This window comes from Marinobacter sp. EVN1 (assembly GCF_000475375.1).
Classification (GTDB): domain Bacteria; phylum Pseudomonadota; class Gammaproteobacteria; order Pseudomonadales; family Oleiphilaceae; genus Marinobacter; species Marinobacter nauticus.
Genome location: NZ_AXCB01000070.1, coordinates 391,620 through 417,369 on the forward strand (window position 1 = coordinate 391,620; position 25,750 = coordinate 417,369).

General features: G+C 57.0%; 27 protein-coding genes. 7 read left to right on the top strand and 20 right to left on the bottom strand.

What is annotated here, in order from left to right; genetic code table 11:
* A complete protein-coding gene (locus Q674_RS39040) occupies positions 1-468 on the top strand; it encodes a MarR family winged helix-turn-helix transcriptional regulator (RefSeq protein ID WP_023009993.1) in 468 nt (155 codons plus the stop codon).
* Here Q674_RS39040 and Q674_RS39045 read toward each other — a convergent pair.
* Both Q674_RS39045 and Q674_RS39050 read right to left on the bottom strand, forming a co-directional pair.
* On the bottom strand, positions 419-2,767 hold the full coding sequence (locus tag Q674_RS39045; RefSeq protein ID WP_023009994.1) for an ATP-binding protein: 2,349 nt from the start codon (positions 2,765-2,767) through the stop codon (positions 419-421). The genes Q674_RS39040 and Q674_RS39045 overlap by 50 nt on opposite strands.
* A gap of 44 nt (positions 2,768-2,811) precedes the next feature.
* Positions 2,812-3,582 (bottom strand): hypothetical protein, encoded by a 771-nt coding sequence (locus Q674_RS39050; protein ID WP_014421215.1) that lies wholly within the window; start codon positions 3,580-3,582, stop codon positions 2,812-2,814.
* Between the two features lie 227 nt (positions 3,583-3,809).
* Between Q674_RS39050 and Q674_RS39055 the strand changes: the two genes are divergently transcribed.
* Positions 3,810-4,820 carry a LysR family transcriptional regulator gene (locus tag Q674_RS39055; protein ID WP_011785247.1) on the top strand — a complete coding sequence of 337 codons (1,011 nt, stop codon included), beginning with the start codon at positions 3,810-3,812 and terminating at the stop codon, positions 4,818-4,820.
* On the opposite strand, the gene Q674_RS41580 is transcribed toward Q674_RS39055, so the two are convergent.
* The 8 genes from Q674_RS41580 to Q674_RS41620 form a co-directional block, all read right to left on the bottom strand.
* Positions 4,809-5,777: a GNAT family N-acetyltransferase gene (locus tag Q674_RS41580; protein ID WP_023009995.1), complete on the bottom strand. Its 969-nt coding sequence runs from the start codon at positions 5,775-5,777 to the stop codon at positions 4,809-4,811. The genes Q674_RS39055 and Q674_RS41580 overlap by 12 nt on opposite strands.
* A gap of 3 nt (positions 5,778-5,780) precedes the next feature.
* Positions 5,781-6,932, bottom strand: a complete 1,152-nt coding sequence (locus Q674_RS39065; protein ID WP_014421217.1) for a cupin domain-containing protein — start codon at positions 6,930-6,932, stop codon at positions 5,781-5,783.
* A 14-nt stretch (positions 6,933-6,946) separates the two neighbouring features.
* Positions 6,947-8,314, bottom strand: coding sequence for an adenylosuccinate lyase (gene purB, locus Q674_RS39070; protein ID WP_023009996.1), 1,368 nt, complete (start codon positions 8,312-8,314; stop codon positions 6,947-6,949).
* A gap of 79 nt (positions 8,315-8,393) precedes the next feature.
* Positions 8,394-9,014: a high frequency lysogenization protein HflD gene (gene hflD / locus Q674_RS39075; protein ID WP_023009997.1), complete on the bottom strand. Its 621-nt coding sequence runs from the start codon at positions 9,012-9,014 to the stop codon at positions 8,394-8,396.
* Positions 9,011-10,189, bottom strand: coding sequence for a tRNA 2-thiouridine(34) synthase MnmA (gene mnmA, locus Q674_RS39080; RefSeq protein WP_023009998.1), 1,179 nt, complete (start codon positions 10,187-10,189; stop codon positions 9,011-9,013). The genes hflD and mnmA overlap by 4 nt, the downstream gene beginning before the upstream one ends.
* A 48-nt stretch (positions 10,190-10,237) precedes the next feature.
* Positions 10,238-10,687: an NUDIX hydrolase gene (locus tag Q674_RS39085; protein WP_014421221.1), complete on the bottom strand. Its 450-nt coding sequence runs from the start codon at positions 10,685-10,687 to the stop codon at positions 10,238-10,240.
* Positions 10,684-11,292 (bottom strand): pseudouridine synthase, encoded by a 609-nt coding sequence (locus Q674_RS39090; protein WP_011785240.1) that lies wholly within the window; start codon positions 11,290-11,292, stop codon positions 10,684-10,686. The genes Q674_RS39085 and Q674_RS39090 overlap by 4 nt, the downstream gene beginning before the upstream one ends.
* Before the next feature lie 158 nt (positions 11,293-11,450).
* Entirely contained in the window at positions 11,451-11,762 is a 312-nt protein-coding gene (locus Q674_RS41620) for a cold shock domain-containing protein (protein ID WP_014421222.1), read from the bottom strand.
* Between the two features lie 431 nt (positions 11,763-12,193).
* Between Q674_RS41620 and clpS the strand changes: the two genes are divergently transcribed.
* From clpS to Q674_RS39110, 3 genes are all read left to right on the top strand, one after another.
* Complete coding sequence (gene clpS / locus Q674_RS39100) at positions 12,194-12,553, top strand: ATP-dependent Clp protease adapter ClpS (RefSeq protein WP_011785238.1); 360 nt, start codon at positions 12,194-12,196, stop codon at positions 12,551-12,553.
* Positions 12,554-12,571: 18 nt separating this feature from the next.
* Positions 12,572-14,842 (top strand): ATP-dependent Clp protease ATP-binding subunit ClpA, encoded by a 2,271-nt coding sequence (clpA, locus tag Q674_RS39105; protein WP_022991058.1) that lies wholly within the window; start codon positions 12,572-12,574, stop codon positions 14,840-14,842.
* 210 nt (positions 14,843-15,052) lie between these two features.
* Positions 15,053-16,096 (top strand): putative solute-binding protein, encoded by a 1,044-nt coding sequence (locus Q674_RS39110; protein ID WP_023009999.1) that lies wholly within the window; start codon positions 15,053-15,055, stop codon positions 16,094-16,096.
* Between the two features lie 62 nt (positions 16,097-16,158).
* Here Q674_RS39110 and infA read toward each other — a convergent pair whose 3' ends face one another.
* The 9 genes from infA to Q674_RS39155 form a co-directional block, all read right to left on the bottom strand.
* On the bottom strand, positions 16,159-16,377 hold the full coding sequence (gene infA / locus Q674_RS39115) for a translation initiation factor IF-1 (protein WP_014421226.1): 219 nt from the start codon (positions 16,375-16,377) through the stop codon (positions 16,159-16,161).
* 81 nt (positions 16,378-16,458) lie between these two features.
* Positions 16,459-17,172, bottom strand: coding sequence for an arginyltransferase (locus Q674_RS39120; RefSeq protein WP_014421227.1), 714 nt, complete (start codon positions 17,170-17,172; stop codon positions 16,459-16,461).
* Positions 17,169-17,885 (bottom strand): leucyl/phenylalanyl-tRNA--protein transferase, encoded by a 717-nt coding sequence (gene aat / locus Q674_RS39125; RefSeq protein WP_023010000.1) that lies wholly within the window; start codon positions 17,883-17,885, stop codon positions 17,169-17,171. Before aat ends, Q674_RS39120 begins: the two co-directional genes overlap by 4 nt.
* A gap of 15 nt (positions 17,886-17,900) precedes the next feature.
* Positions 17,901-18,854, bottom strand: a complete 954-nt coding sequence (gene trxB, locus Q674_RS39130) for a thioredoxin-disulfide reductase (RefSeq protein ID WP_022991061.1) — start codon at positions 18,852-18,854, stop codon at positions 17,901-17,903.
* A 174-nt stretch (positions 18,855-19,028) separates the two neighbouring features.
* The gene (locus Q674_RS39135; protein ID WP_023010001.1) at positions 19,029-19,940 is read right to left on the bottom strand and encodes an AAA family ATPase; all 912 of its coding nucleotides are present in this window, start codon (positions 19,938-19,940) and stop codon (positions 19,029-19,031) included.
* A 7-nt stretch (positions 19,941-19,947) separates the two neighbouring features.
* Entirely contained in the window at positions 19,948-20,871 is a 924-nt protein-coding gene (locus Q674_RS39140) for a carbon-nitrogen hydrolase (protein WP_023010002.1), read from the bottom strand.
* On the bottom strand, positions 20,868-21,920 hold the full coding sequence (locus tag Q674_RS39145) for an agmatine/peptidylarginine deiminase (RefSeq protein ID WP_081698959.1): 1,053 nt from the start codon (positions 21,918-21,920) through the stop codon (positions 20,868-20,870). Before Q674_RS39145 ends, Q674_RS39140 begins: the two co-directional genes overlap by 4 nt.
* A 100-nt stretch (positions 21,921-22,020) precedes the next feature.
* On the bottom strand, positions 22,021-22,326 hold the full coding sequence (locus tag Q674_RS39150) for a hypothetical protein (RefSeq protein ID WP_023010003.1): 306 nt from the start codon (positions 22,324-22,326) through the stop codon (positions 22,021-22,023).
* Positions 22,327-22,430: 104 nt separating this feature from the next.
* Positions 22,431-23,015: a PilZ domain-containing protein gene (locus Q674_RS39155; protein WP_014421234.1), complete on the bottom strand. Its 585-nt coding sequence runs from the start codon at positions 23,013-23,015 to the stop codon at positions 22,431-22,433.
* 154 nt (positions 23,016-23,169) lie between these two features.
* Here Q674_RS39155 and Q674_RS39160 point away from each other — a divergent pair, with 154 nt between their 5' ends.
* A complete protein-coding gene (locus Q674_RS39160) occupies positions 23,170-24,414 on the top strand; it encodes a lipoprotein-releasing ABC transporter permease subunit (RefSeq protein WP_014421235.1) in 1,245 nt (414 codons plus the stop codon).
* The gene (locus Q674_RS39165; RefSeq protein WP_023010004.1) at positions 24,407-25,105 is read left to right on the top strand and encodes an ABC transporter ATP-binding protein; all 699 of its coding nucleotides are present in this window, start codon (positions 24,407-24,409) and stop codon (positions 25,103-25,105) included. The genes Q674_RS39160 and Q674_RS39165 overlap by 8 nt, the downstream gene beginning before the upstream one ends.
* Here the strand turns inward: Q674_RS39165 and Q674_RS39170 are convergent.
* Entirely contained in the window at positions 25,093-25,638 is a 546-nt protein-coding gene (locus Q674_RS39170) for a DUF2062 domain-containing protein (RefSeq protein ID WP_022991069.1), read from the bottom strand. The genes Q674_RS39165 and Q674_RS39170 overlap by 13 nt on opposite strands.
* Between the last annotated feature and the right edge of the window lie 112 nt (positions 25,639-25,750).

Consider the following 25,750-nt stretch of genomic DNA (forward strand, 5'->3'; position numbering starts at 1 on the left):
ATGACAGATAACGATCAGATACTGGCGCTTGATAACCAGATCTGTTTTGCACTGTATGCAGCGAACCGGGCGGTGACTGCCAGGTACCGGCCGTTACTGGAGGAGCTGGGGCTGACCTATCCCCAGTACCTGGTCATGCTGGTGATGTGGGAAGCGGACCGTGAGGGAATCAAGCCGCGGGTCAGCGACCTGGGGGCCAGATTAAGACTGGACTCGGGCACTTTGACGCCGCTGCTTAAACGCCTGGAGCAGCGGGATCTGTTGCAACGGGCTCGGCTCGCCGAGGATGAACGGGTGGTTGGGCTGAGGCTAACCAATGCCGGACGGGCGCTGCGGGCCAAGGCGGCGAACGTGCCCGGCCGCCTTATGTGTGGTCTGGATATTGAACCGGAGCGATTGCTGTCACTGCGACAGGAACTCAGGAGTCTGTTGGCGGTTCTGGAGACAGCGGAGCCCAGCGAGCGATAACCGCCCTGAGTTCGTCACGATTGTAGGGCTTGGTGATGTAGTCATTCATGCCCGATGCCAGGCAATCTTCCCGATCGCCCTGCATCACATTGGCGGTTACCGCAATGACGGGTAGCGTCTGCCATTGGGGGTTCTGGCGGATAGCACGGGTTGCTTCGTAACCGTCCATAACCGGCATCTGGCAGTCCATCAGTACCAGGTCGTAAGTTTTGTTTTGGAGTGCCTCAAGGGCTCTGCGCCCGTTCTCCGCGTGATCTACCCGGTGCCCCAGTTTCTTCAATAGGCTGCTGGCCACCAACTGGTTGACCTGATTGTCTTCCACCAACAGAATGTTTAGAGCCGGTATCGGTTGCTGGCCTGTGCCAAGGGATCGATCCGGGCGTGTTGATTGCCCACCCGAATCCAGTCCGCCGGCTGCGCAGAGGCATCGGAACAGGTCGTCCCTTCGCAGCGGCAGTGCCACGACGCAGTGTCTGGGGTGATTGCTGGTTGCGGTTCCGGACTGATCGGCCAGAATCACCCCTTCTCCTCGCCAGTCATTGGCAAAGGCAAGGCTTTCCCGGGGCGAATTTGCGGCATCAATCAGCAGGATTCCTTCCGGATGTCGACTGGCACTGCGCACCGGTATGTTCCAGGAGCGTAACTGGGACTCAATGGCCAGTCTGTGAGGGTTGCTCTGGGGCAGGGCCATGGCAATACCAATATCGCTCAGGCGTCGTAGCACGCCTTCTGCGATCTCCGGTTCATCGCCCTGGTGTACCGGAAGCGGCAGGGTCACGGTAAAGTGGGTTCCGGCGCCTTCCTTGGAATCCACCAGAATCTGGCCATGCATTCGCTCCACCAGTTGTCTGCAGAGTGTCAGCCCAAGCCCGGTTCCGCCGTAGAGGCGGGTGGTGTCAGTATCGGCCTGGGAAAACGGTGAGAATATCCGGTGCAGGCCTTCTCTCGACATACCGATCCCGGTGTCGATGACTTCCAGTCGCAAGCTGCCCCCGGACCAGCTGGTGCGAATCTTTACGGTGCCTGCATCGGTGAATTTGATGGCATTGCTGAGCAGATTGTTCAGAATCTGACGGGTACGGGTGGGGTCTCCCAGAAAATGTTCTGGCAAATCCGGCGCGGTCTCGTTAACCAGGTTAATGCCTTTGCGCCGGGCTTGTTGAGCGTGCAGGGTTGCGCATTCTTCAATCAGTTTTCTCATGCTGAAAGGAATGCTTTCCAGGGAAAGTTTGCCAGCCTCTACCTTGGAGATGTCGAGAATGTCGTTGAGCAGGCCAAGTAAGCTCTCACCGGCATTCAGAGCGATTTCCAGGCGATTGCGTTGACCGGCGTCTTTCTCGCTTTCCAGTGCCAGACCCAGCATGCCCAGAACACCGTTGAGTGGTGTGCGAATTTCGTGGCTCATGCTTGCCAGAAAGTTGGCCCGGGCGCGAGCTCTGCGAACAGCGTCTTCCTTGGCGCGGACCAGCGCCCGGTTACCGCGCAGCAAAGCTTCATTTTTTTCCGAAATCTCCCGGGTGCGGTCCTCCACTTCCCGTTCCAGCTGGCTGGAATAGTTTTTCATGGCGCTTTCGGCGGATCGCAGCTTGGCCACGCTCACTTCCATGTTTTCCAGGTGCTGGTTGATGATGCCCACCATGGTGCCGATTTCATCACCTTTGTGGTTTTCCGGAATCGGAAGCCGGACTTTCTCCGGAGAACTTGCCCGCACCTGACTGAGGGCGTTGATGACGTTCATCATGGGCCGGGTCAACACAAAATAGAAAATGGCGAGCAGTACACCGGAGAGCGCAAGGCTTTTCAGCAGCCCGATAATCAGGGTATTGGTCGCCCGGGTGAGAAACTGTATGCCGTAATGATAGGTGTCGATGGTTACAACAAGCTGGCCCAGAGGCAGATCCGCCAATTGCGGCACCTGCAGTTCCTCATTGAACACGCGGCTGGCGCCAAACAGCAGATCGCTGATCCAGCGATAGCGGGAAACCGGGCTGCTCTGGCTGGCCGCAGCCATGGTCTGGCCATCGCTGTCAATAATTCGGGCGTCTATGGTGGCAGGGTGTTGCAAGAGGCCGTCGAGCAGCTCCTCCGCGAGCCGGACATCAATGTTGTAGGCAATCTGGGAGGCCGGGCTCTGGCTGATTTCAATCAGGGCGCGAACTTCGCGATCCATCGATTCCCGGGCGGTGAAGTAGTCCAGGGTGATCTGGATCAGGTTCAGTACCAGGCCCAGCACCATGGCGACCAGGACCGTGTCCCGGGTGAGGCGATAGGAGAGCCGTTGCCTGATTCTGTTAAACACGATGTTGCGTCATCCTTGAGATATGGGCGTTTACGAAGCTGCGTTCAGTCGTCGTAATCCGCTTTTTTCTTCCAGGTGTCGTCGTCCTGCAGAAAGTTGTCCCATTCCTTGTCGAGCTTGGAATGGTTTTCCTCATTCATCTTGCCTTCTGTGCTCATTTCCTCAAGTTCCTTGATGCGGGTACGGAAGCTCTTCACCGCTTTCATGGCAAGAGGGTTGTCCCGGGATTTGCCCATCTCAGTACTGGCAAGGTGATAAGCGTGAATGGCCTTGCGGATCTGGTTCTGGCGAATGAAATCGCGGGCCTGGAAAACGTGCAGGTCGGCGTGGGTTTTGTGCACCAGAAACAGAACATACTTCAGATTCTTCTTGGCGGTGGCAGAGTCTATCCGGCCGGCTTTATGCATAGCCTCAATCAGCTTGAACAAAGCCTGTAACAGCTCTTTGATATAGCTGGATTTTTCTGGCGTGTCGATTTTTACCGGTGGGCGCTGGTCGTTCTTTTCCAGAATCTGCTTCTTGGTTTGCGCAATGTTCTCCAGCCACTGTTTTACCGGCTGATCACTCTTCAGCGCGGTCAGTTCCTGGCAGGCGTCTTCCATGCGCTTGAGCAGCAGCAGTTTAAGGTCTGGCGTGAGGTATTGGCCGGGAATCTCGGTAAGCAGGCGGTAGGCCTTGTTGTAGGCATCTTCCTGAGCCGTCATTTTGCGAACGCGTTCGATCCTCGCTTTTTCCCGCATCTGGCTGAAAACGATAATAACCAGGGAAACGGTGACGATCGCGGCGAGCAGCAGCACAATGGTAGTGGTATCCATGGTGTGGGGTTAGGCTCCGGATTGAATGAACGTCTGGCCCGAGGGCTTGTTTTATTGGTTTTGATATTATTCGGTAACGCTCTGAAAGCCTAGCAGAAATATGCTATCCCGTCCTTTTCTGGTTGTAATCAGGGCGGAAGGTTCATTTATTACGTGAATTTCCAGATTCCTGTATATTACGGAAATGAATAATACACCCTGCTGCTGACGGTGAGGTCTGGCTGCCTATGGATATTTCCCGCGTTGATCTGAACCTGCTTGTGTACCTGGATGTGTTGTTGCGGGAGCGCAATGTAACCAAGGCGGCCAATCACCTTGGCATCACTCAGCCGGCCATGAGTAACGGTTTGCGGAGGCTGCGGGACCTGTTTGGCGATCCCCTGCTGGTGCGAACCAGTGAAGGCATGACGGCCACAGAGCGGGCCAGGGAATTGCAGCCACTGGTTCGCGGGATTCTATCGGATATCGAGCAGGCGGTGCAGGAAAAAACACCATTTGCGGCCGGTGAAAGCCAGCGGGTGTTCCGGATCATGGCCAGTGATTACGCGGAATCCTGCCTGATGCCAAGGGTTTTGCGCCGTATCCGGCAGGAAGCACCGCATGTCACGCTGGATGTTCTGACGCCCAGTGATGTCAGTTTTCTGGATGTGGAGCAGGGTCGTCTGGACATGGCGATTAACCGTTTCGACAAGATTCCCCAGTCGTTTCATCAGAAAACCCTCTGGACGGAATACTTTGCGTGCCTGATGAACGCCCGGAACCCAATCCTGAAAGAGCCGTTTACACTGGATACCTATCTGGACGCCAGTCATATCTGGGTTAGCAAGACCGGTTTTGGTGTCGGGGTGGGGGTGAATCCGAAGGATGTTCAACGCCTGGGCTGGGTGGACGAGGCACTGGGCAGAATGGGGCGCAAGCGCCAGATTTCCGTGTTTACGCGCCATTATCAGGTGGCGATGCTGCTGGCGGAACAACACGATCTGATCGCCACACTGCCATCGAGAGCAGCCTGGCTGCAAAAAGATAATCCAAATCTGGTGGTTAAGGTGCCGCCTTTTGAGATTCCGCCCTTTGAACTCAAGATGGCCTGGAGCCCGCTGCTGCAGCACAACTCGGACCATCAGTGGCTGCGCAAACTGATTGTGGAAGTGGCGGAAGAAGTGGATGAGGAATTTGCGCCATTCGGGGCCAGTTTCGAGTCACCTCAGGCGGTTCAGGTGTCCCACTCAGAGCGGTAGTTCGCGTAACTCCAGAGAGGGGCGCGCGGCGTCCCACATTTTCTGGAACGCCTCTTCCATCAGCCGGACCCGCCGGCCGGCGGAAAAATCGGCAAAGCCCTCGGTCTTGTCAAAGCTGTGTCGGTACAACACGCCCTGGCGGTCGACCAGCAGGAAGGGCTGATCCTCCATGGGGTAGTCCTCGTTCACCAGCTGGAGCTCAATGCGGCTGGTGAGCCGGCGCATCAGTTCTACCAGTTGGTGTCGTCGTTGCACTAATGGCTTGTCGTCGTGAATCAACAAACGGACCTCGCTCAGTCGATGGCGACGGGCGAGGGCAGAGACCAATTCCCGCAGGCGATGCCTGTCGTAGAATTCATGGTCCAGAATCCGGTCGTAAAGCCATAGGCGCTGGCCAGCCTGGCCAACCAGGGAATCCATCAGGTTCATGAAGGATGAGGGCTGGTCAAACAGCCAGGATTCCTCATCGGCTCCCAGGATTAACGGGTTGCTGCGTCCTGCACCGGCCCGATGGGCGAGATCCGGTGCCAGACAGCGCATGTCGAGGTGCGGAATGCCGGCATCCTCATAGGGGGTAAGCGAACAGATGTGGAAGCCGCATCGTTGGTAAAAACCAGTGGCATGTTCCTGGGCTGAGAGCCGGAGTTCCTGGTAACGGCCGGCAGACTCGGCGATCAGGTGCCTGAGCAGGGCTTCTCCAACACCTTTGCCCCGGGCTTCCGGTAACACGGCCATGCGGCCGATGTAGCCGGTTTCTTCCAGGGCGGAAAACAGGCGGGCGGTGGCCACGGGTTGGTTGGACGCATCGACGGCAAGATAATGATCAGCAATCTCGTCGCTGTCATCCCACTCAAGCTCTGGCGGCACCTTCTGCTCATCGATAAACACCCGCTGGCGAATCTCGCGAACCGACCCGGGTGCCAGTTGCCAGCTGTATTTGCGAAATCTCAGATCCATGGCTTACTCGAAATAGATCGAGCCCTGGTTGTAGAGGTTGGTCAACAGCCCCAGCAACGCTTCGTCGCCGGCAAATTCTGCCAGTGTCGCCATGTCAATACGGGAGCGGGCGCAGAGCAGGGGAGCCAGCGGACGGGCGTCGCCCTTGAGCAGGAATTGTTCGCCATCAACAAACAGAGCGGTCTCGTTGTCCAGCTCATGGTAGGCGAAACGGGAGCCTTCATTCCAGCGCAGTTGTTCACCGGCCCGAATGGCTTCGGCCAGATCTTCGGCCTCCGCCGGCTCCTCGGCTGGAACGACGATGTCCATGCTTTTGGGGGCGGTGGCGAACTGCCCGAACCAAAGGGCCAGATTACGCCGATCACCGAGTTGCTCCCGAATTACCGCGTCGAGACGTTCAACCACGTCGGCGCCGATAGTCCCGGGGTTCTCCTGAACCTGAAGGTCAGGGTCATCCAGATGTTCAGCCGCTTTTTCCTTCTGGCTCAGGTAGTCGGTAAAGCTGGTCAGTACGTCGTCGACCGTAGGTGCCCGAAAACCCACAGACAGGGTAATGCAGTCGTCTTCCGCCACCCCATGATGGCCAACGCCTGGTGGCAGGTAAAGCATGTCACCCGGCGCCAGGGTCACAGTTTCTTCGCCGTCCCAACTGCTCAGAATCCGTAAGGGTGTACCTTCTACCCGTGGCGATCTGTGGTCACAGTGTCCGCCGAAGGTCCAGCGGCGGTGGCCCTGGGCCTGCAGCAGAAACACGTCATACATATCGTAGTGGGGCCCAACGCTACCGCCTGTCGGTGCGTAGCTGGCCATAATGTCGTCCAGCCGCCAGTTAGGGATGAACCGGAAGTTGTCGAGCAGATCAGCAATTTCCGGTACCCAGTGGTCCAGGCCCTGGACCAGCAAGGTCCAGTCCTGCTCCGGCAGCTCGCTGAAACGATCCGGAGTGAACGGGCCATTGTGAAGCTGCCAGGGTTTTCCGGCATCGTTCTCGATGACGATGCGGGATTCAACGGCTTCTTCGCAGGCCAGTCCGGCCAGCTCATCCTGGCTGACCGGGCACTGAAAACCGGGAAACGCCTGGCGGATAACCAGTGGCTTTTTCTGCCAGTAGTCGCGCAGAAATTCATTGGCTGTCAGCCCGCCAAGCATATCCATGGTGTTGCTCCTGCCTAGATGTCTTTGGCCTGGTCGATCGCGTTACCGATGTAGTTGTCCGGGGTCAGGGCGCGCAGCTCGGCCTTCGCCTGTTCCGGGATCTCCAGGGTTTCCACGAAATTCTTTATGACTTCGGGCGTCATGGCCTTGCCGCGGGTCAAGTCCTTGAGCTTTTCGTAGGGTTTCTCGATGTTGTAACGGCGCATCACGGTCTGAATCGGCTCCGCCAGTACTTCCCAGGCGTTGTTCAGGTCTTCGTTCAGACGGGCCGGGTTGATTTCCAGCTTGCCCAGACCTTTGAGGGTGGCTTCGTAGGCAATCAGGCTGTGGGCAAAGCCAACGCCCAGGTTGCGCAAAACGGTGGAGTCGGTCAGGTCACGCTGCCAGCGCGAAATCGGCAGCTTGGCTGACAAATGGCCGAAGAGGGCATTGGCGATGCCGAGATTACCTTCAGAATTCTCGAAGTCGATCGGATTCACCTTGTGGGGCATGGTAGAAGATCCGATTTCACCGGCCACCGTTTTCTGTTTGAAATAGCCCAGGGAGATGTAGCCCCAGATGTCCCGGTCCAGGTCGATCAGGATGGTATTGAAGCGAGCAATGGCATCATAGAGTTCGGCGATGTAGTCGTGGGGTTCGATCTGGGTCGTGTACGGGTTCCAGTCGAGGCCCAGGCTCTCAATGAATTCTTCGGCGTTGGCAGCCCAGTCCACGTCCGGGTAGGCAGACAGGTGGGCGTTGTAGTTACCCACCGCACCGTTGATCTTGCCCATGATTTCCACTTCGCGGATCTGCATCAGCTGGCGGCGCAGGCGATAGACCACGTTGGCCAGTTCCTTGCCGACCGTGGTCGGGGAGGCGGTCTGACCGTGGGTGCGGGACAGCATGGGCTGTTCAGCGTGCTCCCGGGCCAGCTCGGCCAGCTTTTCGACCAGGTTTTCCATGGCCGGCAGCAGGCCGTGATCCAGGCCTTCGCGCAGCATCAGACCATGGGACAGGTTGTTGATGTCCTCTGAGGTGCAGGCAAAGTGAACAAATTCGGTCACCGCGTGCAGCTCAGGCACGTCGGCAATTTTTTCTTTGATCAGGTACTCAACCGCTTTGACGTCGTGGTTGGTGGTTCGCTCGATTTCCTTGATTCGCTCAGCATCGGCCAGACTGAACTCGTTGACCATCTTGTCCAGAAACGCATTGGCTTCGGCGGAAAACGCGGGCACTTCGGTAATCGCCGGATGGGCAGCCAGTTTCTGCAACCAGCGGATTTCGACGGTTACCCGGTTACGGATCAGGCCGTATTCACTGAAAATACTGCGAAATACACTGACTTTGCTGCCGTAGCGGCCATCGACCGGAGAAATAGCGGTCAGGGCGGTGAGTTCCATCGAAAACCTCTCAGTTCATCAAAGAAAAAGCGGGACAGGAAAATGAAGCTGCTAATGATACACCAGCCGGCTCGCTGAATCAGCGCAGCAACTCCCGGGCATGGCTGATGACCTTCTTGCGGGTGAAAATGAGTTGCCAGCGGTGGCCGCCACTTTGCCTCCACAGCACGGCAGATCGGATGCCGGCCAGCAACAGGGCCCGTACCTTGTCTGCATTTTCATTACGCTGGAGTATCTGCGGGTTGCCGGTTACCTGAATGCGCAAACGGAAGGTGCTGATGGTGTCGGCATAGATCGAGGCGAGATTGCCCAGAAGGTTGCTGTGACTGTAACCGAAATGGCTGGCGGTATGCCGGGCCTGCTCGATCCTGTTCCCGATAACGTCCAGCATGTCCGGGGAGCGTTTGAGTTTGGCTTCAAGCTGGATCAGGTTGAACACGTACCGCAGGATTTCTACGTCCTGAGGTTGGCCGTGCTGGGCCAGTACCGTTGAAAGTACCGTCAATCCTTCCCGTATGTCAGACAATTCGCCGCCGTAGACATCCAGGGTGGAGGCTGGATTGGTTGCAAACAGTGAGCGAATGCAGGTTTCCAGGCTGTCTTCATTGCAGTTGCCGTTATGGGCAATCTGCTGCACCAGGGTCGCAGCCTGACACAGGCCGGCCAGCGCCAGGGTCTGGTCATGCAGGGAGCGGCTCATGTGTCAGATCCTTCACTTGCCAGGCGCTCAAGTCTTGCAGGTAAAGCTTCGTTATCGCGCCAGGTTTGCTCAATAACACCGCCGCCCAGGCACACCTCACCTTGATAGAAAACCACGGATTGACCGGGAGTTACGGCACGCTGGGCGTCGTCGAAGATGACCTTCACGCCACCGTCTATGACGGTAACCTCGCAATCCTGATCCGGTTGGCGATATCGGGTTTTCGCCTTGCAGCGGAACTTCTGTGCCGGAGGTTCGCCGGCAACCCAGTCAACAGGGCCCGAGACCAGTCCCCGCGAAAACAACAGTGGGTGATGCTTGCCCTGGACGGCAATCAATACGTTCCGGTTGAGATCCTTTTCTGCCACATACCAGGGGTCGTCGCCAAACTCCGCAAGACCGCCAATGCCAAGGCCCTGACGTTGCCCGATGGTGTGATACATCAGGCCTTGATGTTTGCCAATCACCGTGCCGTCGGGCGTTTCAATGTTGCCGGGCTGAGCGGGCAGGTACTGTTTCAGAAAATCGGTAAACTTCCGTTCCCCGATAAAACAGATTCCTGTCGAATCTTTTTTATCGTGAGTAACGAACCCTTGCTCTTCAGCAATCCGGCGAACCTCCGGCTTTTCCAGTTCGCCCACCGGAAACAGGGTGCGGGCGATGCGCTGGCCGGAGACGGCATGGAGGAAGTAACTCTGGTCTTTGTTGGGGTCCAGCCCCTTGAGCAACTGGGCCTTGCCGCTACCATCGTTGAGCGGGCGCTGGCGTGTGTAATGGCCGGTCGCGATATAGTCGGCGCCCAGAGTAACGGCGTAATCCAGGAATGCCCGGAATTTTACTTCCTTGTTGCAGAGGATGTCCGGATTGGGGGTTCGGCCGGCACTGTATTCCGACAGAAAATGCTCGAATACCCGGTCCCAGTACTCCGCGGCGAAGCTGGCGGTGTGCAGTTTGATGCCGATGGCATCGGCAACAGCCTGGGCATCTGCCAGATCAGTCATTGCAGTACAGTATTCGGTCCCGTCGTCCTCGTCCCAGTTTTTCATAAACAGGCCTTCCACCTGGTACCCCTGATCTTTCAGGAGCCAGGCCGCAACGGAGGAATCCACGCCGCCGGACATGCCGACGATCACGCGGGTGTGCTCGGGGGATTGGGGCTCAGTATTCTGGGTCATTTCGTCTGGGAACCGGTCAAAAGCGCGAATTTTAACATCATCCGGTGATTACGTCTGTCCATCCACAACCACATCAAGGGGGAATTTGCGTCCGTTTCGGTAATCCTCGATGCACTGGAGCACCAGGGGGCTTCGAAGCTGGTCACCGAGTTTCCGGATTTCCTCCGGCGTCAGCCAGTGTGGGCCGATGATGCCGGTATCCAGCTTGTCGGTGGCGTGCCGGAGGGCTTTGGCGGCATAACAGAACCGGTAGTAGGTGACACCATTGGCGGGGGCCTTGTAGGTGTAGATGCCGAGGAAATAAACCGGTTCTATCTCCCACCCGGTCTCTTCGAGGGTTTCCCGGCGTACGGCATCCAGAATGGCCTCGTTCTCCTCGATATGGCCTGCGGGTTGATTGAAAACCACCTTCCCGCCACTGACTTCCTCAACCAGAAGAAACCGGCCCTGATCGTCTTCAACAACCACCGCCACGGTGGCATGGGGTTTCCAGGTCATGATCGGTGACGCCTCCTTTTGGGCCTGGTTGATAGTTTCGGGGGAGTGTCGGGCAGATTGACCGTAACACTTCGGTATTCGCCGGGCTTCAGGTTATCCAGGGTCCAGTCCCCGATGCGGACCCGGATCAGTCTCAAGGTAGGGTAGCCCACCGCCGCCGTCATTCGGCGAACCTGCCGGTTTTTGCCTTCGGTAATCGTCAGCGCCAGCCAAGTGGTAGGCACATTCTGTCGAAATCTCACCGGCGGATTGCGGGGCCACAGGTCGGGTGTTTCAAGTCGCTCCGCTCTGGCCGGCCGCGTGATTCCGTCTTTCAACACGACACCTTTGCGAAGCTTGTGCAGGGCCTCGTCTGTGAGCTCACCTTCGACCTGAACCCAGTAAGTCTTGGGCATTTTGTTGGTGGGCGATGCGATACGATGCTGTAACGCGCCCTGGTCGGTGAGCAGTAAAAGCCCTTCGGAATCGTAATCGAGTCGACCGGCCGGATAAACGCCGGGTTGGTCAATCCAGTCGGCTAGGGTAGCTCTGGGATGGCTGGCGCGCTCGTCGGTAAACTGACTCAATACGTGAAACGGCTTGTTGAAGAGAATCAGCTTCGCCATAGGTGAAGTCCTGTGCCGGAAATGCGCGAAAGCGCCAAGACTACTGCAATCACCGTTGATTAAAAAGCACGAAGCCTCACCACCGGCAGAACCGGCGGGAAAAGGAAAGAAATGGCAGGCTGCCGGCGTTGGCTGAGGGCTTCAGGCAACGCCTGGCATCAGCCGTTTACAGCACGGGGCGTGTAGCTCTCGTTGCTGTTGCTGGATTGAGCCGCCTGATCCGACGAATTCGATGCCGTTTTTGCCCCGGTCTCTCTGGACGGAACCTCGTCCGGGACAATGTTGATGGCGTGAACGCCCTTGTCGCTGGGCTTCTTGTCGAACGTTACCGTCTGACCGGCCTTGAGGGTTTTGTAGCCATCCATCTGGACTGAGGAGAAATGGGCAAACAGGTCATCGCTGCAGCCATCTTCAATGATGAAGCCGTATCCCTTGGCATTATTGAACCATTTGACTTTGCCTCTTGGCATGATGAACTCCCCTGTTCCTTTGCTGTCACTTTGGGAGGCGCTGACTGCTCCTCTGTTTTGGTGCCCGTGTATGGCGGGCGAGTTCCAGAGGCTTGGCAGGTGCTCCCTTATTATTGGTTTTGTGTGTTGAATTCACAGCGCCCTGGTGGCGCCGGAACTGTTGCCAACAACGTGAAACCGGTATTGGATGTGGCTTTGGGTTACACGCTGAAGCATGAGTTTACATTCTTTAACAATGCACATTAACTGTCGGCCAAACCGGCGCCCGAGTCAAGTGCCGGATACTGCGGAACAGGTGGTTCTGGCAGGTCTGGAAGCGGTATCATGTTCGTATTGATAAACAACGCACGCTTGTGGGCAGTGTTGGCTTGAAAACACGCTGCCACGCATCCACATTTAAGTCAGGAACCGAATAACCGGTATATGGAACCATGCGGACAATTGAGAATTCTCTACTAGTATTCAATCAGGGGGAGGATGAACAACCCGGTCGCCATGAGGGGGTCAGTGTTGCGCCGGAGAAGCCTGCCCTGAAGCGCCCGGCGCGTTACCGGGTTGTGCTCCTAAATGATGATTACACACCCATGGATTTTGTGGTGGACGTACTGATGAAGTTCTTCGCCATGAACGAAGAAAAGGCGACGCAGGTGATGCTGCTCGTCCATACGCAGGGAAAAGCCGTATGTGGGGTATATACCCGAGACATCGCGGAAACAAAGGCAGCACAGGTGAACCAGTATTCCTCGGAATGCGAACATCCGCTCCTTTGCGAGATTGAACGTGCGGACTGACAGACGTTGGGGTGGCCCATGCTGAGTAAAGATCTGGAAATTACGCTGAATACGGCCTTCAAAAATGCGAGGGACAAGCGTCATGAATTCATGACGGTAGAGCATTTGTTGCTGGCCCTTCTCGACAACGAATCGGCAGTGGGTGTCCTGAAAGCCTGTGGTGCAGACCTGAAGCGCCTTGAGGAAGAGTTGGTAGAGTTTGTGGACTCCACCACCCCCCTGATCCCTAGCTCCGACAGTGAGCGCGAAACCCAACCCACTTTGGGGTTCCAGCGGGTACTGCAGAGAGCGGTATTCCATGTGCAGTCGTCTGGCAAGAAGGAGGTAACCGGAGCAAACGTACTGGTAGCCATCTTCAGTGAGCAGGAAAGCCAGGCGGTTTATGTGCTGAAAAAACAGAATATTGCTCGGATTGACGTGGTTAATTTCGTATCCCATGGTATCTCCCGGGTTCAGGGAGCAGAAGACCAGGAAGGCGCGGATCACGCTGCCCAGGACGAAGCAGCGGAAGAGGGCGGTCATTCCCGTCCGCTGGAGAGCTACGCCACTAACCTCAACGAACAGGCACGGCAGGGTCGTATTGATCCGCTGATTGGCCGTGAGCATGAGGTTGAGCGGGTGGTACAGATTCTGGTTCGCCGCCGCAAGAACAACCCCTTGCTGGTGGGCGAGGCCGGCGTTGGCAAGACAGCCATTGCCGAGGGTCTGGCCAAGAGGATTGTGGACGGGCAGGTGCCGGAGATTATTTCGGATGCCGTCGTCTACTCACTGGATATGGGCGCGTTACTGGCCGGTACCAAGTATCGTGGCGATTTTGAAAAACGCCTCAAGGGCCTTTTGAGTGACCTGAAGAAGCAGAATCATGCCATTCTGTTCATCGATGAGATCCACACCATCATCGGTGCCGGATCTGCGTCGGGCGGCGTGATGGATGCCTCCAACCTGCTTAAACCTATGCTCAGTTCAGGCGAACTCCGTTGCATTGGTTCGACCACGTTTCAGGAGTTCCGCGGTATTTTCGAGAAAGACAGCGCCCTGGCGCGTCGCTTCCAGAAAATTGATGTCAACGAGCCGAGCGTTGAGGACACTTACCAGATCCTCAAGGGTCTCAAGCCGAACTTCGAGAAACATCACGATCTCAAGTACACCGACAAGGCGTTGCGGGTAGCCGCAGAGCTGGCAGACCGGTACATCACCGACCGGCACCTGCCGGACAAGGCCATCGACGTGATCGACGAAGCCGGTGCACGGCAGCGGCTGCAGCCGGAAGACAAGCGTAAGAAGACCATTGACGTGACCGACATCGAAGACGTGGTCGCCAATATTGCGCGAATTCCGCCGAAGAATGTTTCCACCAGCGACAAGGATCTGCTGCGCAATCTTGAACGCGATCTGAAAATGGTGGTGTTCGGTCAGGATCCGGCGATCGAATCCCTGTCAACCGCCATCAAGCTGGCGCGGGCAGGCCTGAAAGCGCCTGAGAAGCCGGAAGGTGCCTTCCTGTTTGCCGGGCCGACCGGTGTCGGTAAAACGGAAGTCACCAAGCAACTGGCGAAGGTGCTGGGCATCGAGCTTGTTCGCTTCGATATGTCAGAGTACATGGAGCGTCATACTGTCTCACGCCTGATTGGTGCACCTCCGGGCTATGTCGGCTATGACCAGGGCGGCCTGCTGACCGAAGCGGTCAACAAGCATCCGCACTGCGTGTTGCTGCTGGATGAGATCGAGAAGGCGCATCCTGAAGTCTTCAACCTGCTGCTGCAGGTGATGGACCACGGTACCCTGACGGATAACAATGGCCGTAAGGCGGATTTCCGCCACGTGATTCTGGTGATGACCACCAACGCGGGCGCTGAAAGCATGGCCCGCCGCTCGATCGGCTTCAATGAGCAGGATCACAGCACCGACGGCATGGAGGTGATCAGCAAAACCTTCACGCCGGAGTTCCGCAATCGACTGGATGGCATTATCCAGTTCGCCGATCTGCAGAAGGACACCATCACTCACGTGGTGGACAAGTTCCTCACCGAGCTTCAGGCTCAGCTGGACGAGAAGCACGTTGTGCTTCACGTTGATGATGCGGCCAAGCTCTGGCTGGCGGAGAAAGGTTACGACGTAACCATGGGTGCCCGACCGATGGCGCGGCTGATCCAGGACAAGATCAAGCGCCCGCTGGCGGAGCAGATCCTGTTCGGTCGGTTATCGGAGCACGGCGGTGATGTATTCATTCAGCTCAAGGACGACGAGCTGACCTTTGATTATGAGGACGAGCCGGCCGAGGCGGTCTGACCTCACCGAACCTCATGGAACCGCTGGCCGGGCCACCCGTCCAGCGGTTTTTTTGTGTCCGATCGTTCCTGGCCCTGAATACCCGTTGGCCATATTCTGCATAAAACATTGGCGGAACCGTCAATTCATTGGTCGTGAACATCTGTCATTTTTGTAGGTGTCCGCGGCCCGACTCGCGGTATGCAAACAACAATAAGGATGCAGCCGTTGATGACTAAGAATATCCCTTCAATTTTTGCGTTATTGGCATTTGTTTCTATTGCTGTGGCAAGTCCTGCAAAAGCCTCAACTGACCCCAAAGCGTTCTGCGTGTTTGATGTTGCCGGGGCCAGCGGATTTGTTTACCAGTTGCTTCGGGAGTATCAGCGAAGTGCACTTCAGAACAGAGTGCTTCTGAACATGCAGCCCTATACCGATGAAGATGCGGCGGTCAGGGATTTTCGGGAAGGCCGCTGTGATCTCGTTGCCGTAACCGATATGGGAGCCCGGAACTTTAACGATTTTACCGGCTCGATCAGCGCAATCGGTGCCATACCATACTACGAAGATCTTCGGGTTCTGTTGTACGGCCTGTCGCGACCAAGGCTCGAACCTTATTTAACGCAGAATGGCTATCAAATGCTTGGAGTGGCGCCAATGGGCGCTGCTTATCTATTCGTGAAAGACAGGGCGATTGATCATGTAGATGCACTCAAGGGCAAGCGCTTCAGTGTTTTCCAGGGACATCACGATGCCCGCCATATGGTTAGTTTCGTTGGTGCTGAGCCGGTTGAGGCCAAAATTTCCAATTTTGCCAATCTGTTCAATTCCGGCGCGGTGGACATCAGTTATGCACCCGCGGCGGCGTGGGAGGTGTTGGAGATGTTTCGCGGCGCAGGTGAAAACGGGGGAATAGTTCGTTATCCGGTTGGTCAGGTGACAGTTCAGCTCTTTGCCAGGGAAGGAACCTTTACCGACGGCTTTGTTCGTGATTCCCGAAAGACGATGGCCCGTTTGTATCCCGAAGCCATCCGGATCATCCGCCAGTTCGAAGAGCGTGTCCCCGAGGACAGGTGGATCGATATAGCTGCCAAAGATAAGCGGGATTATCAGGAAATGCTCAGGCAGGTCCGGCTGGATCTGTTGTCTTCATCGGACCCGGAATCCCGGTTAGCGGCCGCGGTGTATCACGAGGACATGATGACCATCCTGAGAAAAATCCGCTGCTACACGAACCCCGGGGGTCGTGAGTGCTCGGATCAGAACCGGGAATAACGGATGGTATTAATCAAAAAAGCCCCGCATTTGCGGGGCTTTTCAGATGTCAGCCTGGCCGATTAACGGGCGCGGTAAACGATGCGGCCCTTGCTGAGGTCGTAGGGAGTCAGCTCAACCTTGACCTTGTCACCAGTCAGAATGCGGATGTAGTTCTTGCGCATTTTTCCGGAGATGTGTGCAGTCACAACGTGGCCGTTGGACAGCTCAACGCGGAACATGGTGTTGGGAAGGGTGTCGATAATAACGCCTTCCATTTCAATGACATCTGATTTCGCCATTCAGTAGAAACCTCGTTCGGAATACTTTTCGGTGATTTTAAATTGCGCAATTCTGCCTGAATTCTCCACGTTTGGCAAAACTCAGTCGGTCGACATCTCGCGCCAGTGGCCATCCCGCAAGGCCTCAATGGGTTTAAATCGGGTTTTATAGTTCATTTTCCGACATTCTTTTATCCAGTACCCCAGATACAGATGCGGCAATTCCCGCCGTTTGGCTTCCTCAATCTGCCAGAGCACTGCGAAAGTGCCCAGGCTCCGGTGCTCCAGTTCCGGCGCGAAGACGGTGTAGATGGCCGAGAGGCCATCATCCAGCAGGTCGACGGCTGCCAGTCCCACCAGGTCACCATCAAGAGACATTTCGAGGAACCAGGAGTCGGTAGCCCCCTCCACGAGGAACGAGGTAAATTGTTCTCTTGAAGGTGGATACATGTCACCGTCGCGATGACGCTCCTCTATATAGTGGGCATACAGCCGGTAATAGCGTTCACTGAATGCTGCTGGCACCAGCTTGCAGTCGAGGTCGGCATTTTTGCGAAGCACCCGGCGTTGATTCCGGTCTGGCTCGAATTGGCCTACCTGCAGGCGTACCGGAACACACGCGTTACAGCTTTCGCAGTGCGGACGGTAGTAATGTGAGCCGCTGCGACGGAACCCCAGTGCGGTTAACTGGCTGTAGAGCTTTCTGTCGATGTGGGCGCGAGGGTCCACAAACATGGTGGTCGCTTCACGGTCTGGCAGGTAACTGCAATCGTGAGGAGGGGTGGCAAAGAAAACGAGCGTTCTGAGATTACTCATTTCACCTCCGGGCAGGGCCATTGCCAGCTGAAGTCCCAGTCTGGCTGGTCCGGTTTCCGATCGACACATGCCCTGAGTATAGATAAAAACTCCGCCCTCGGAATACTGCGCGCGCCCATCGTCAGCAAGTGGTCGCTCTCTACCTGGCAATCCATGAGCTGGTAACCCCATTCGCCGAGCTGGTGGGCCAGATGCACCATCAGTACTTTGGAGGCGTTGGTTTCCAGTGAAAACATGGATTCGCCGAAGAAACAGCGGCCGATAGCCAGACCGTACATGCCGCCTGCGAGCTCATTGTTGCGATTCCAGACTTCAATGGAGTGGGCGATACCACGTTTATGCAGCTCGGTATACGCTGCCATCATGTCGTCAGTAATCCAGGTGCCCTCAGCGCGGGTGTTTGCGCAGAGCCGAATGATGCGGCCAAAGCATTGATCGGTGGTGATATGGAATCGACGCTGGTTCAGCGTCCGGCGCAGGCTCCGGGAGATGTGGATGTCAGAGGGAAACAGCACGCAACGAGGGTTCGGTGACCACCAGAGAATGGGCTGGTCGTCACTGAACCAGGGGAAAATGCCATTCCGATAGGCCAGAATCAGGCGTTCCGGAGACAGGTCGCCACCCAGGGCAAGCAGTCCATCGGGATCCTCCAGCGCTTCTTCTGCGGGAGGAAACCAGAATTGATCAGGATCCAGCCAGGGTAGCGACGTCATTCTGCTCCTGAGTAGTTAGCCTTGTTGATCAAGAAACTTTTCGGCGTCGAGCGCAGCCATGCAACCAAACCCGGCGGACGTCACAGCCTGCCGATAGACGTGATCGGCTACGTCGCCAGCCGCGAACACGCCTGGAATGCTGGTCTGGGTGGCCATGCCGTCGAGGCCGGAGCGAATCCGGATGTAGCCGTTAGCCATATCCAGTTGCCCTTCAAACAGGCTGGTATTCGGCTTGTGGCCGATCGCGATGAATACGCCGGCCAGCTCCAGATCCTGGGTGCTGCCATCTTTGGTGTTCCGGATGCGCATGCCGGTAACACCGGTGCCATCGCCGAGCACTTCGTCCAGGGTGTGGTCCCAGATGATGTTGACGTTGCCGTTTTCTGCTTTCTCGAAGAGTTTGTCCTGAAGGATCTTCTCGGCCCGAAGCTTGTCACGGCGATGAACCAGGGTCACTTCATCAGCGATGTTCGAGAGATACAGCGCCTCTTCCACAGCGGTATTGCCGCCGCCGATAACCGCGACTTTCTGCTTGCGGTAGAAGAAGCCGTCACAGGTGGCGCAGGCCGACACGCCCTGACCCTTGAACTTCTCTTCCGACTCAAGCCCCAGATACATGGCAGAGGCGCCAGTGGCAATGATCAGAGCGTCGCAGGTGTATTCGCCGTTGTCGCCTTTGAGCCGGAACGGGCGGTTGTTCAGGTCAGCTTCGTTGATGGTGTCGTACACGATGCTGGTTTCAAAACGCTCGGCGTGCTTCTGCATGCGCTGCATGAGCTCGGGGCCCTGAACGCCGTCATTGTCGCCCGGCCAGTTGTCTACGTCAGTGGTGGTGGTCAGCTGGCCGCCAACTTCGATACCGGTGATCAGGGTCGGGTTCAGGTTGGCGCGCGCGGCATAGACTGCAGCGGTGTAGCCGGCCGGGCCGGAGCCAAGAATGATCAGTCGGGAATGTCGGGTTTCGCTCATCTGTGTCTCACTGAAATGAAGTATGCGTATTCGACGGCTCTCCTCTGTCCCTGCGGAGGGCAGAACAGGAACCGCTCATCTGAAATCTGGCAAAAGGCTAACATGAAATGACCGGACTGCCATTTGTTTACGCCAATGCGGCTTATAAAACCTTGCTATGTGGTCAGACCCGGATTATTCAAGCACCGATACGGTCGTTAACAGCTGGCGCACGCGCTCCCGGGCTTTACCGGATTCTCCCTGTTCCAGCCGGTGCTCGGCTAAGGCGGGGAAGACGGCCTGCACGTCGTCGGGCAGTACGTGATTACGACCTTCCATCAGTGCCCATGCTTTGGCGGCTCTCAGCAGGCCGAGGCCCGCCCTCGGGGACAAGCCGTAAAGCAATCCGGGCATGCGCCGGCTCTGCTCAAGAAGGCGTTGCAGGTAATCCAGCAAAGCCGGGCTGGCGGATACCTTTTCCACGGCCTGCTGCAAGGCCACCAGCTCATCGTGCGGGAGTATGGCCTGCAAACGATCGGTAAGGTGTTTGCGGTCTTCGCCCTCCAGCAGCTCCCGTTCCGCTTTCGGGTCGGGGTAGCCCAACCGAAGGCGCATCAGAAACCGGTCAAGCTGGGATTCAGGCAGGGGAAAGGTGCCGCCTTGCTCTATCGGGTTCTGGGTTGCGATCACAAAGAACGGGGTAGGTAGTGGTCGGGTTTCCCCCTCAATGGATACCTGCCTTTCTTCCATGGCTTCCAGCAGGGCGCTTTGGGTGCGCGGTGACGCGCGGTTGATTTCGTCTGCCAGAACCACCTGGGCGAAGATGGGGCCGGGGTGAAACACGAGCCCGCCGGCCTGCTTGTCATACATGGAGTAGCCGAGGACGTCTGCAGGCAGCAGGTCATTGGTGAACTGGATTCGCTGATAGCTTAACCCCATGATTTTTGCCAGCGCATGGGAGAGGGTGGTCTTGCCCATGCCCGGAATATCTTCAATCAACAGGTGGCCGCGGGCAAGCAGGCCGCAGAGCGCCAGACGAACCTGATTCTCCTTGCCCAGCAGTACCTTGTTAAGGGCGCTGACGACCGTGTCCATTTTCTGTTTCATGCCGGTTTCAGTCCCTTACCCGTTTCAGAATGTCGCCGTAGGCATCGATGCGCCTGTCCCTGAGGTACGGCCAGATTCTCCGGATGGATTCGGTGCGCTGGCGGTTCAGGGTTACCGACAGGATACACTCGTCAGTCTCGTTGCCGCGGGCCAGAAACTCGCCCTGAGGGCCACAGATGAAACTGTTCCCCCAGAACCGGATGCCATCGCTTTGGCCGGAAGGATCTGACTCGGTCCCAACGCGATTCGGGGCGATAACCGGAAGGTTGTTGGCTACCGCATGGCCACGCTGAACGGTCACCCAGGCGTCCAGTTGCCGGGCCTGTTCGTCTGGATCGTCGGTCACATCCCAGCCAATGGCGGTCGGGTAGATCAGTATTTCCGCGCCGGCCAGTGCCATCAGCCGGGCCGCTTCCGGGTACCACTGGTCCCAGCACACCAGCACGCCCAGTTTGCCAACCGACGTCTGGATAGGTGTAAACCCACTGCGACCATCGTTGAACGTGGCATCGCCGGGGGTAAAGTAGAATTTCTCATAAAAGCCCGGGTCGTCCGGGATGTGCATTTTCCGGTACAGCCCGGCCAGGCTGCCATCGGTGTCGAACACCACAGATGTGTTGTGGTAAACGCCATTCATGCGCCTTTCAAAAATAGAACCCACAAGCACAACGCCTAATTCTTTTGCGAGACCAGACAGATAGTTGCTGGTGGGCCCGGGAATGGGCTCGGCAAGCTCAAAAATGGCGGTGTCTTCGGTCTGGCAGAAATACTGGGTGGCGTGCAGCTCCTGCAGGACAATCAACTGCGCGCCATCCGCCGCAGCCTGCCGTATCAGGCGTTCGGATGTCGCGAGACTCTGGTTCTTGTCGGGACTGCAGGTTTGCTGAATGGCGGCGACCTTCAGGTTGGAGCTGGTGTTCGTGCTGGTCATACCGTTACCACCCCCGCAGGAATTTGCATGGTTACGCAGTGCAGACTGCCGTGTTGGTAAATAAGCGGGCGGCAGTCAATCGGAATAATCTCCCGGTCTGGGAAGATGCCCGCCATGATGCGGACGGCTTCTTCGTCCTGCGGCACATCGTAGACTGGCAGCAGAACTGCGCCGTTGATGATCAGGAAGTTGGCGTAGGTCGCTGGCAACCTTTCGCCGTCCTCATCGTAAATCGGGTCGGGCCAGGGCAGGGGCGTCAGGCGATAGGGGGTGCCGTCGGCCTGACGGAATTCCTGCAATTCTTCTTCCATCGCCGCCAGGGCGCTGTAGTGCTCGTCCGCAACATCCGGGCAGGTCACATAGCAGATATGATCAGGCGCGCAGAACCGTGCCAGGGTATCGATGTGGCTGTCGGTATCGTCGCCCGCCAGATATCCGTGGTTGAGCCAGAGAATACGATCGACCCCGAGGACCTCCTCCAGCAATTGCTCGATAGCCGTCCGATCCATGGATGGGTTTCTGGACGGAGTCAGCAGGCACTCGCTGGTAGTGAGCAAGGTGCCGGCGCCATCGGATTCTATAGAGCCGCCTTCCAGGACAAAATCCACTGGCTGCAGTGGGTGTTTGCCGAAAACGCCCGCGTTCGCCAGGTGCCGGTTGAGGGCATCGTCTTTTTCCCAGGGAAATTTGTCTCCCCAGGCATTGAACCGGAAGTCCAGCAGAGCGGGGCCGTCAGCGGTATCCACGGTGATGGGGCCGTGGTCCCTGGCCCAAGTGTCGTTGGCCGGGGCTGGCACAGTGATTACGCGACCTGGTAACCCGTTGCCTTCGGCATAAGCGTTCAGCTGCTGGCCAAGTTGCTGGAGACGTGCCACGAACTCGCAGCTGATCACCAGGTGTTCAAAACGGAGGACCGCTTTGGCAATGGCCTCGAACACGGGCTCCACGTCGGCCATGCGCTTTGCCCAGTCGGTTCCGGGATGAGGCCAGGTCAACATGACTGCGCTTTGGGAAGCCCACTCCGCAGGCAACGTACGTCTGGAAGTCACTGTATAAGTCACCTTGGTTTGCAAAAGCCGCCATTCTATCTGAGCAATGCAGCCCGTGCATTGTCATTCCTTGGCCGGTGTTTGATGAAGCGGGTGTTTATCAGTCTTTGTGTTGCTTTGCCACTGCATGTATTACGCGGTTACCTTCGAAATAGACGACAAAATCCTGATAATGCCACTGACTGATGGGGGGTTCTCCGACCGGGCCTTTGATGTTCTGGGGGGCGCCCCAGCGATTTCGGACGGAGTCTTCACTCATGCCGTTCGCGGGCAGGCTGATCTGGCTTCTGTCGGCCTGGCTGCCGACCGGTACCCTCAGTTCCTCAGCAAGGGCCAGTGGCGCTGAGCCGGCGAATACAGCCGTAGCCAAAACGGCGGCAGCCATCACATTGCGGTAGTTTGTCATAGAGGAGTCTCCAATAATGCATGATTACTGCGCACTGTCTGCGGCAGATGAATAAAACGTAATATCCCGAAAAGCTTAGCAAAAGTCAGCACTTTTTCAGTATCTTACTCTTTTTGGCGTTGCCGAATCTGCCAACGCATCACATGCCGGGCAATTTGCTGACGGTCGCTGTCATCCAGTTCAACAAACAGCGTGTGAACCCGTGTGCCGCCTTGGTTGTCGTGCTCGGTATCCAGTACTTCAGCAATGGCTCTTGGCTGGTATAGCTCTGGTGGTAGAGTCATCCGAATGGCCAGTCGGTCACCCGCGCCAAAGGTTGCTGTCGGCCAGCGGAATGAGAGGCCGCCCTCACTCAGGGTTACATCCTGCCAGTCCTCCGGTTGCAACGGATTTTGCTCAAAGGCGATAATGCGCGCCAGCGTATCGACCTTGCTGTTCAGGGATTTGACCAGCCCGGCCAGCAGGCGGTCGCGCTCAGCCAGGCTTGCCAGGTGTGCACGTACGTCCTGGTCCAGCCTCCGGAACTCGGCTTTCAGGGCTTCCAGTGGAGAGTTATTGAACGGATCGTCGCCGGGATGGGCGTCGTCCAGGCGGCGTACCTCAAGCCCGATACGGTCGTCTATCCGGAAGAACTCCCGGCGCTCCCGCTGGCTGTCTCCGCTCGGTGGCGTTTTATTCTGGCTTGGCATCCTGTCTCCGGACGGGTTTTTATTGATTATAGAACAGTTTAGCAGTTTCCCAACGGCTGGTAAGAGGCCTGGCAAATCTCCGGGCCAGGTAATGATCGAGGCCAGCGGGGATTCAATAATCGACGGACCGCAAGGTAGCGACAGGCACCCCTACATGTTCAGACCCTTATCGTTTTATATTGGCCTGCGATATACCGCCGCCAAACGACGTAATCACTTCATCTCCTTTATCTCCCTGACCTCAATGATTGGCCTGATGCTGGGCGTTGCGGTATTGATCATCGTGCTCTCGGTCATGAACGGGTTCGATCGCGAACTCAAGCAGCGCATTCTTGGGATGGTGCCTCATGCCACGATTCAGGGGGCTTCCGGTCCCCTGGAGAACTGGCAGGAGATTGACCAGAAGGTTGAAGCCTACCCGCGAGTGCTGGCGGCCGCTCCCTTTATCCAGGGCCAGGGCATGGTAACCGGTGGTGGAAACGTCCGGGGCGTGATGCTCAACGGTGTCCTGCCGGAGCAGGAGGCCAGCGTTTCGATTATCGAGAACCATTTCATCGAAGGCAGCCTTGAGGAGCTTCGGTCCGGGGAATTCGGAATCATCATTGGCCGGTTGATGGCAAACAGCCTTCGACTGGGGGTAGGCGATAAACTCACGGTGGTATTACCGGAAGCCTCGGTAACGCCGGCCGGCGTGTTGCCCAGGCTCAAGCGCTTTACCGTCAAGGGTATTTTCAGCGTTGGTGCTGAGCTTGATGGGAACTACGCGCTGATTCATATGGATGATGCGGCGCGTTTGATGCGTACCGGTGGCCGCGCGGAGGGTATCCGGCTTTTAATGGATGACCTGTTTGCGGCGCCCAAAGTTGTCAATGATGTTGCCCGGACCCTGGGAGGCCGCTATTACGTATCGGACTGGACCCGCACCCATGGCAACCTGTTTCAGGCAATCCGCATGGAAAAAACCATGATCGGGTTGCTGTTGATGTTCATTGTCGCTGTGGCGGCCTTCAACATTGTGTCAACGCTGGTCATGGTGGTGACCGACAAGACCGCTGATATCGCCATCCTGCGAACCATGGGCGCCACGCCCGGGCGCATTATGAGGATCTTTATCATCCAGGGTGCCGTGATTGGTGTGTTTGGCACGCTCACAGGTACTGCATTGGGGATCTTTGGCGCTCTGAACATCAGCGGCTTCATTTCCTGGCTCGAATCCGCACTGGGGCATCAGTTTCTCAGCGCTGATGTTTATTTCATCAGCTACCTGCCGTCGCAGCTCCAGTTGCAGGATGTACTGATTATCAGCGGTGCGGGCCTTGCCATGAGCCTGCTGGCAACTATTTATCCGGCCTGGCGTGCGTCGCGGGTCGAACCGGCGGAGGCATTGCGTTATGAGTGACGGGCAGACGACATCTCTGGTGATTGATTGTCAGAAGGTTACCCGCACCTACAGTGAAGGGCCGGAAACATTGACGATTTTCTCGGACATCTCACTTCAGGTTAAGGCCGGCGAGACGGTTGCCATTGTGGGCAGTAGCGGGGCAGGGAAAACCACCTTGCTGAACCTGCTGGGCGGTTTGGATCGCCCTTCCTCCGGGCATATCCGGATTTGTGGCAAGGATATTCATCAGCTATCGGAAGCAGGCCGGGCGAGGTTCCGGAATCAGCACCTGGGGTTTGTGTATCAGTTCCATCATCTGCTGCCGGAATTTACCGCACTTGAGAACGTCATGTTGCCCTGCGCGCTGGGTGGCATGGCACCCAGGCAGGCCCGCCCGAAGGCGGAGCAACTGCTGCAACGGGTGGGGCTGGGTGAGCGGCTCAGGCACAAACCCGGCGAGTTGTCCGGTGGTGAGCGTCAGCGGGTAGCGATCGCCAGAGCGCTGGTTAACAGCCCGGAGTGTGTGTTAATGGATGAGCCTACCGGCAATCTGGATGAGCACACAGGGGAGGGTATCCGTGCCCTGATCGGCGACCTGCGTGATAATTCCGGGACGTCATTCATCATGGTTACCCACGACATGACCATGGCCCGGAGCCTGGGAAGGGTGCTGCGACTGGAGCAGGGGCGATTGGTTCAGGAGGCCTGATTGCTCGCGGGCGTTCGCTTGTTGCGCTGGCGACGCCGTAATTGCCATTCAGTGCGGATCTTGCGGCGCCATAGATACTGGATGATCAGGTAAGCGACGCAGGCGGTCACCGTGGCCAGAACCAGAGAACCCAGGTACAACGGCACGCCGATATCGATCAACCTGTGGCTGATCCAGTCCCAGGAAAGCTCGAATTCGAACGCCAGAACCGGCCGATTGAGTATCCAGGCCCCCACCTTGTAATTGAAGTAGAACATCGGGGGCATGGTCAGCGGATTGCTGATCCAGACCAGAACCACGGATAAAGGCAGGTTGGCGTTAAACCAGATGGCGCAGAATGCGGCTGCCAGCATCTGGAAAGGCATCGGAATAAAACAGAACCAGACGCCCACCAGGAAGGCCCTGGCAACACAGTGCCGGTTGATGTGCCACAGGTTGGGTTCATGGAGGATATCGCCCAGAAAACGCAGCGATTGCATCGACTGCACCTTTTCAGGGGTGGGCAAATACCGTTTCATGAACTTCTTCGGCATAGGAAGTTCGGCCTGTTTCCTGGCTTTGAGTAATCACTGGAGCCCAGAGGCTGCCAGCGCTATCGAAAATCGGAGGACAAGGATTGTCCGAAAACCCAGTTTCCAACCGGGT

Coding starts and splice junctions, on each gene's coding strand:
- Q674_RS39040 (WP_023009993.1), top strand. CDS start 1: ATGACAGATAACGATCAGATACTGGCGCTTGATAACCAGATCTGTTTT.
- Q674_RS39050 (WP_014421215.1), bottom strand. CDS start 3,582: ATGGATACCACTACCATTGTGCTGCTGCTCGCCGCGATCGTCACCGTT.
- Q674_RS39055 (WP_011785247.1), top strand. CDS start 3,810: ATGGATATTTCCCGCGTTGATCTGAACCTGCTTGTGTACCTGGATGTG.
- Q674_RS41580 (WP_023009995.1), bottom strand. CDS start 5,777: ATGGATCTGAGATTTCGCAAATACAGCTGGCAACTGGCACCCGGGTCG.
- Q674_RS39065 (WP_014421217.1), bottom strand. CDS start 6,932: ATGGATATGCTTGGCGGGCTGACAGCCAATGAATTTCTGCGCGACTAC.
- purB (WP_023009996.1), bottom strand. CDS start 8,314: ATGGAACTCACCGCCCTGACCGCTATTTCTCCGGTCGATGGCCGCTAC.
- hflD (WP_023009997.1), bottom strand. CDS start 9,014: ATGAGCCGCTCCCTGCATGACCAGACCCTGGCGCTGGCCGGCCTGTGT.
- mnmA (WP_023009998.1), bottom strand. CDS start 10,189: ATGACCCAGAATACTGAGCCCCAATCCCCCGAGCACACCCGCGTGATC.
- Q674_RS39085 (WP_014421221.1), bottom strand. CDS start 10,687: ATGACCTGGAAACCCCATGCCACCGTGGCGGTGGTTGTTGAAGACGAT.
- Q674_RS39090 (WP_011785240.1), bottom strand. CDS start 11,292: ATGGCGAAGCTGATTCTCTTCAACAAGCCGTTTCACGTATTGAGTCAG.
- Q674_RS41620 (WP_014421222.1), bottom strand. CDS start 11,762: ATGCCAAGAGGCAAAGTCAAATGGTTCAATAATGCCAAGGGATACGGC.
- clpS (WP_011785238.1), top strand. CDS start 12,194: ATGCGGACAATTGAGAATTCTCTACTAGTATTCAATCAGGGGGAGGAT.
- clpA (WP_022991058.1), top strand. CDS start 12,572: ATGCTGAGTAAAGATCTGGAAATTACGCTGAATACGGCCTTCAAAAAT.
- Q674_RS39110 (WP_023009999.1), top strand. CDS start 15,053: ATGACTAAGAATATCCCTTCAATTTTTGCGTTATTGGCATTTGTTTCT.
- infA (WP_014421226.1), bottom strand. CDS start 16,377: ATGGCGAAATCAGATGTCATTGAAATGGAAGGCGTTATTATCGACACC.
- Q674_RS39120 (WP_014421227.1), bottom strand. CDS start 17,172: ATGAGTAATCTCAGAACGCTCGTTTTCTTTGCCACCCCTCCTCACGAT.
- aat (WP_023010000.1), bottom strand. CDS start 17,885: ATGACGTCGCTACCCTGGCTGGATCCTGATCAATTCTGGTTTCCTCCC.
- trxB (WP_022991061.1), bottom strand. CDS start 18,854: ATGAGCGAAACCCGACATTCCCGACTGATCATTCTTGGCTCCGGCCCG.
- Q674_RS39135 (WP_023010001.1), bottom strand. CDS start 19,940: ATGAAACAGAAAATGGACACGGTCGTCAGCGCCCTTAACAAGGTACTG.
- Q674_RS39140 (WP_023010002.1), bottom strand. CDS start 20,871: ATGACCAGCACGAACACCAGCTCCAACCTGAAGGTCGCCGCCATTCAG.
- Q674_RS39150 (WP_023010003.1), bottom strand. CDS start 22,326: ATGACAAACTACCGCAATGTGATGGCTGCCGCCGTTTTGGCTACGGCT.
- Q674_RS39155 (WP_014421234.1), bottom strand. CDS start 23,015: ATGCCAAGCCAGAATAAAACGCCACCGAGCGGAGACAGCCAGCGGGAG.
- Q674_RS39160 (WP_014421235.1), top strand. CDS start 23,170: ATGTTCAGACCCTTATCGTTTTATATTGGCCTGCGATATACCGCCGCC.
- Q674_RS39165 (WP_023010004.1), top strand. CDS start 24,407: ATGAGTGACGGGCAGACGACATCTCTGGTGATTGATTGTCAGAAGGTT.
- Q674_RS39170 (WP_022991069.1), bottom strand. CDS start 25,638: ATGCCGAAGAAGTTCATGAAACGGTATTTGCCCACCCCTGAAAAGGTG.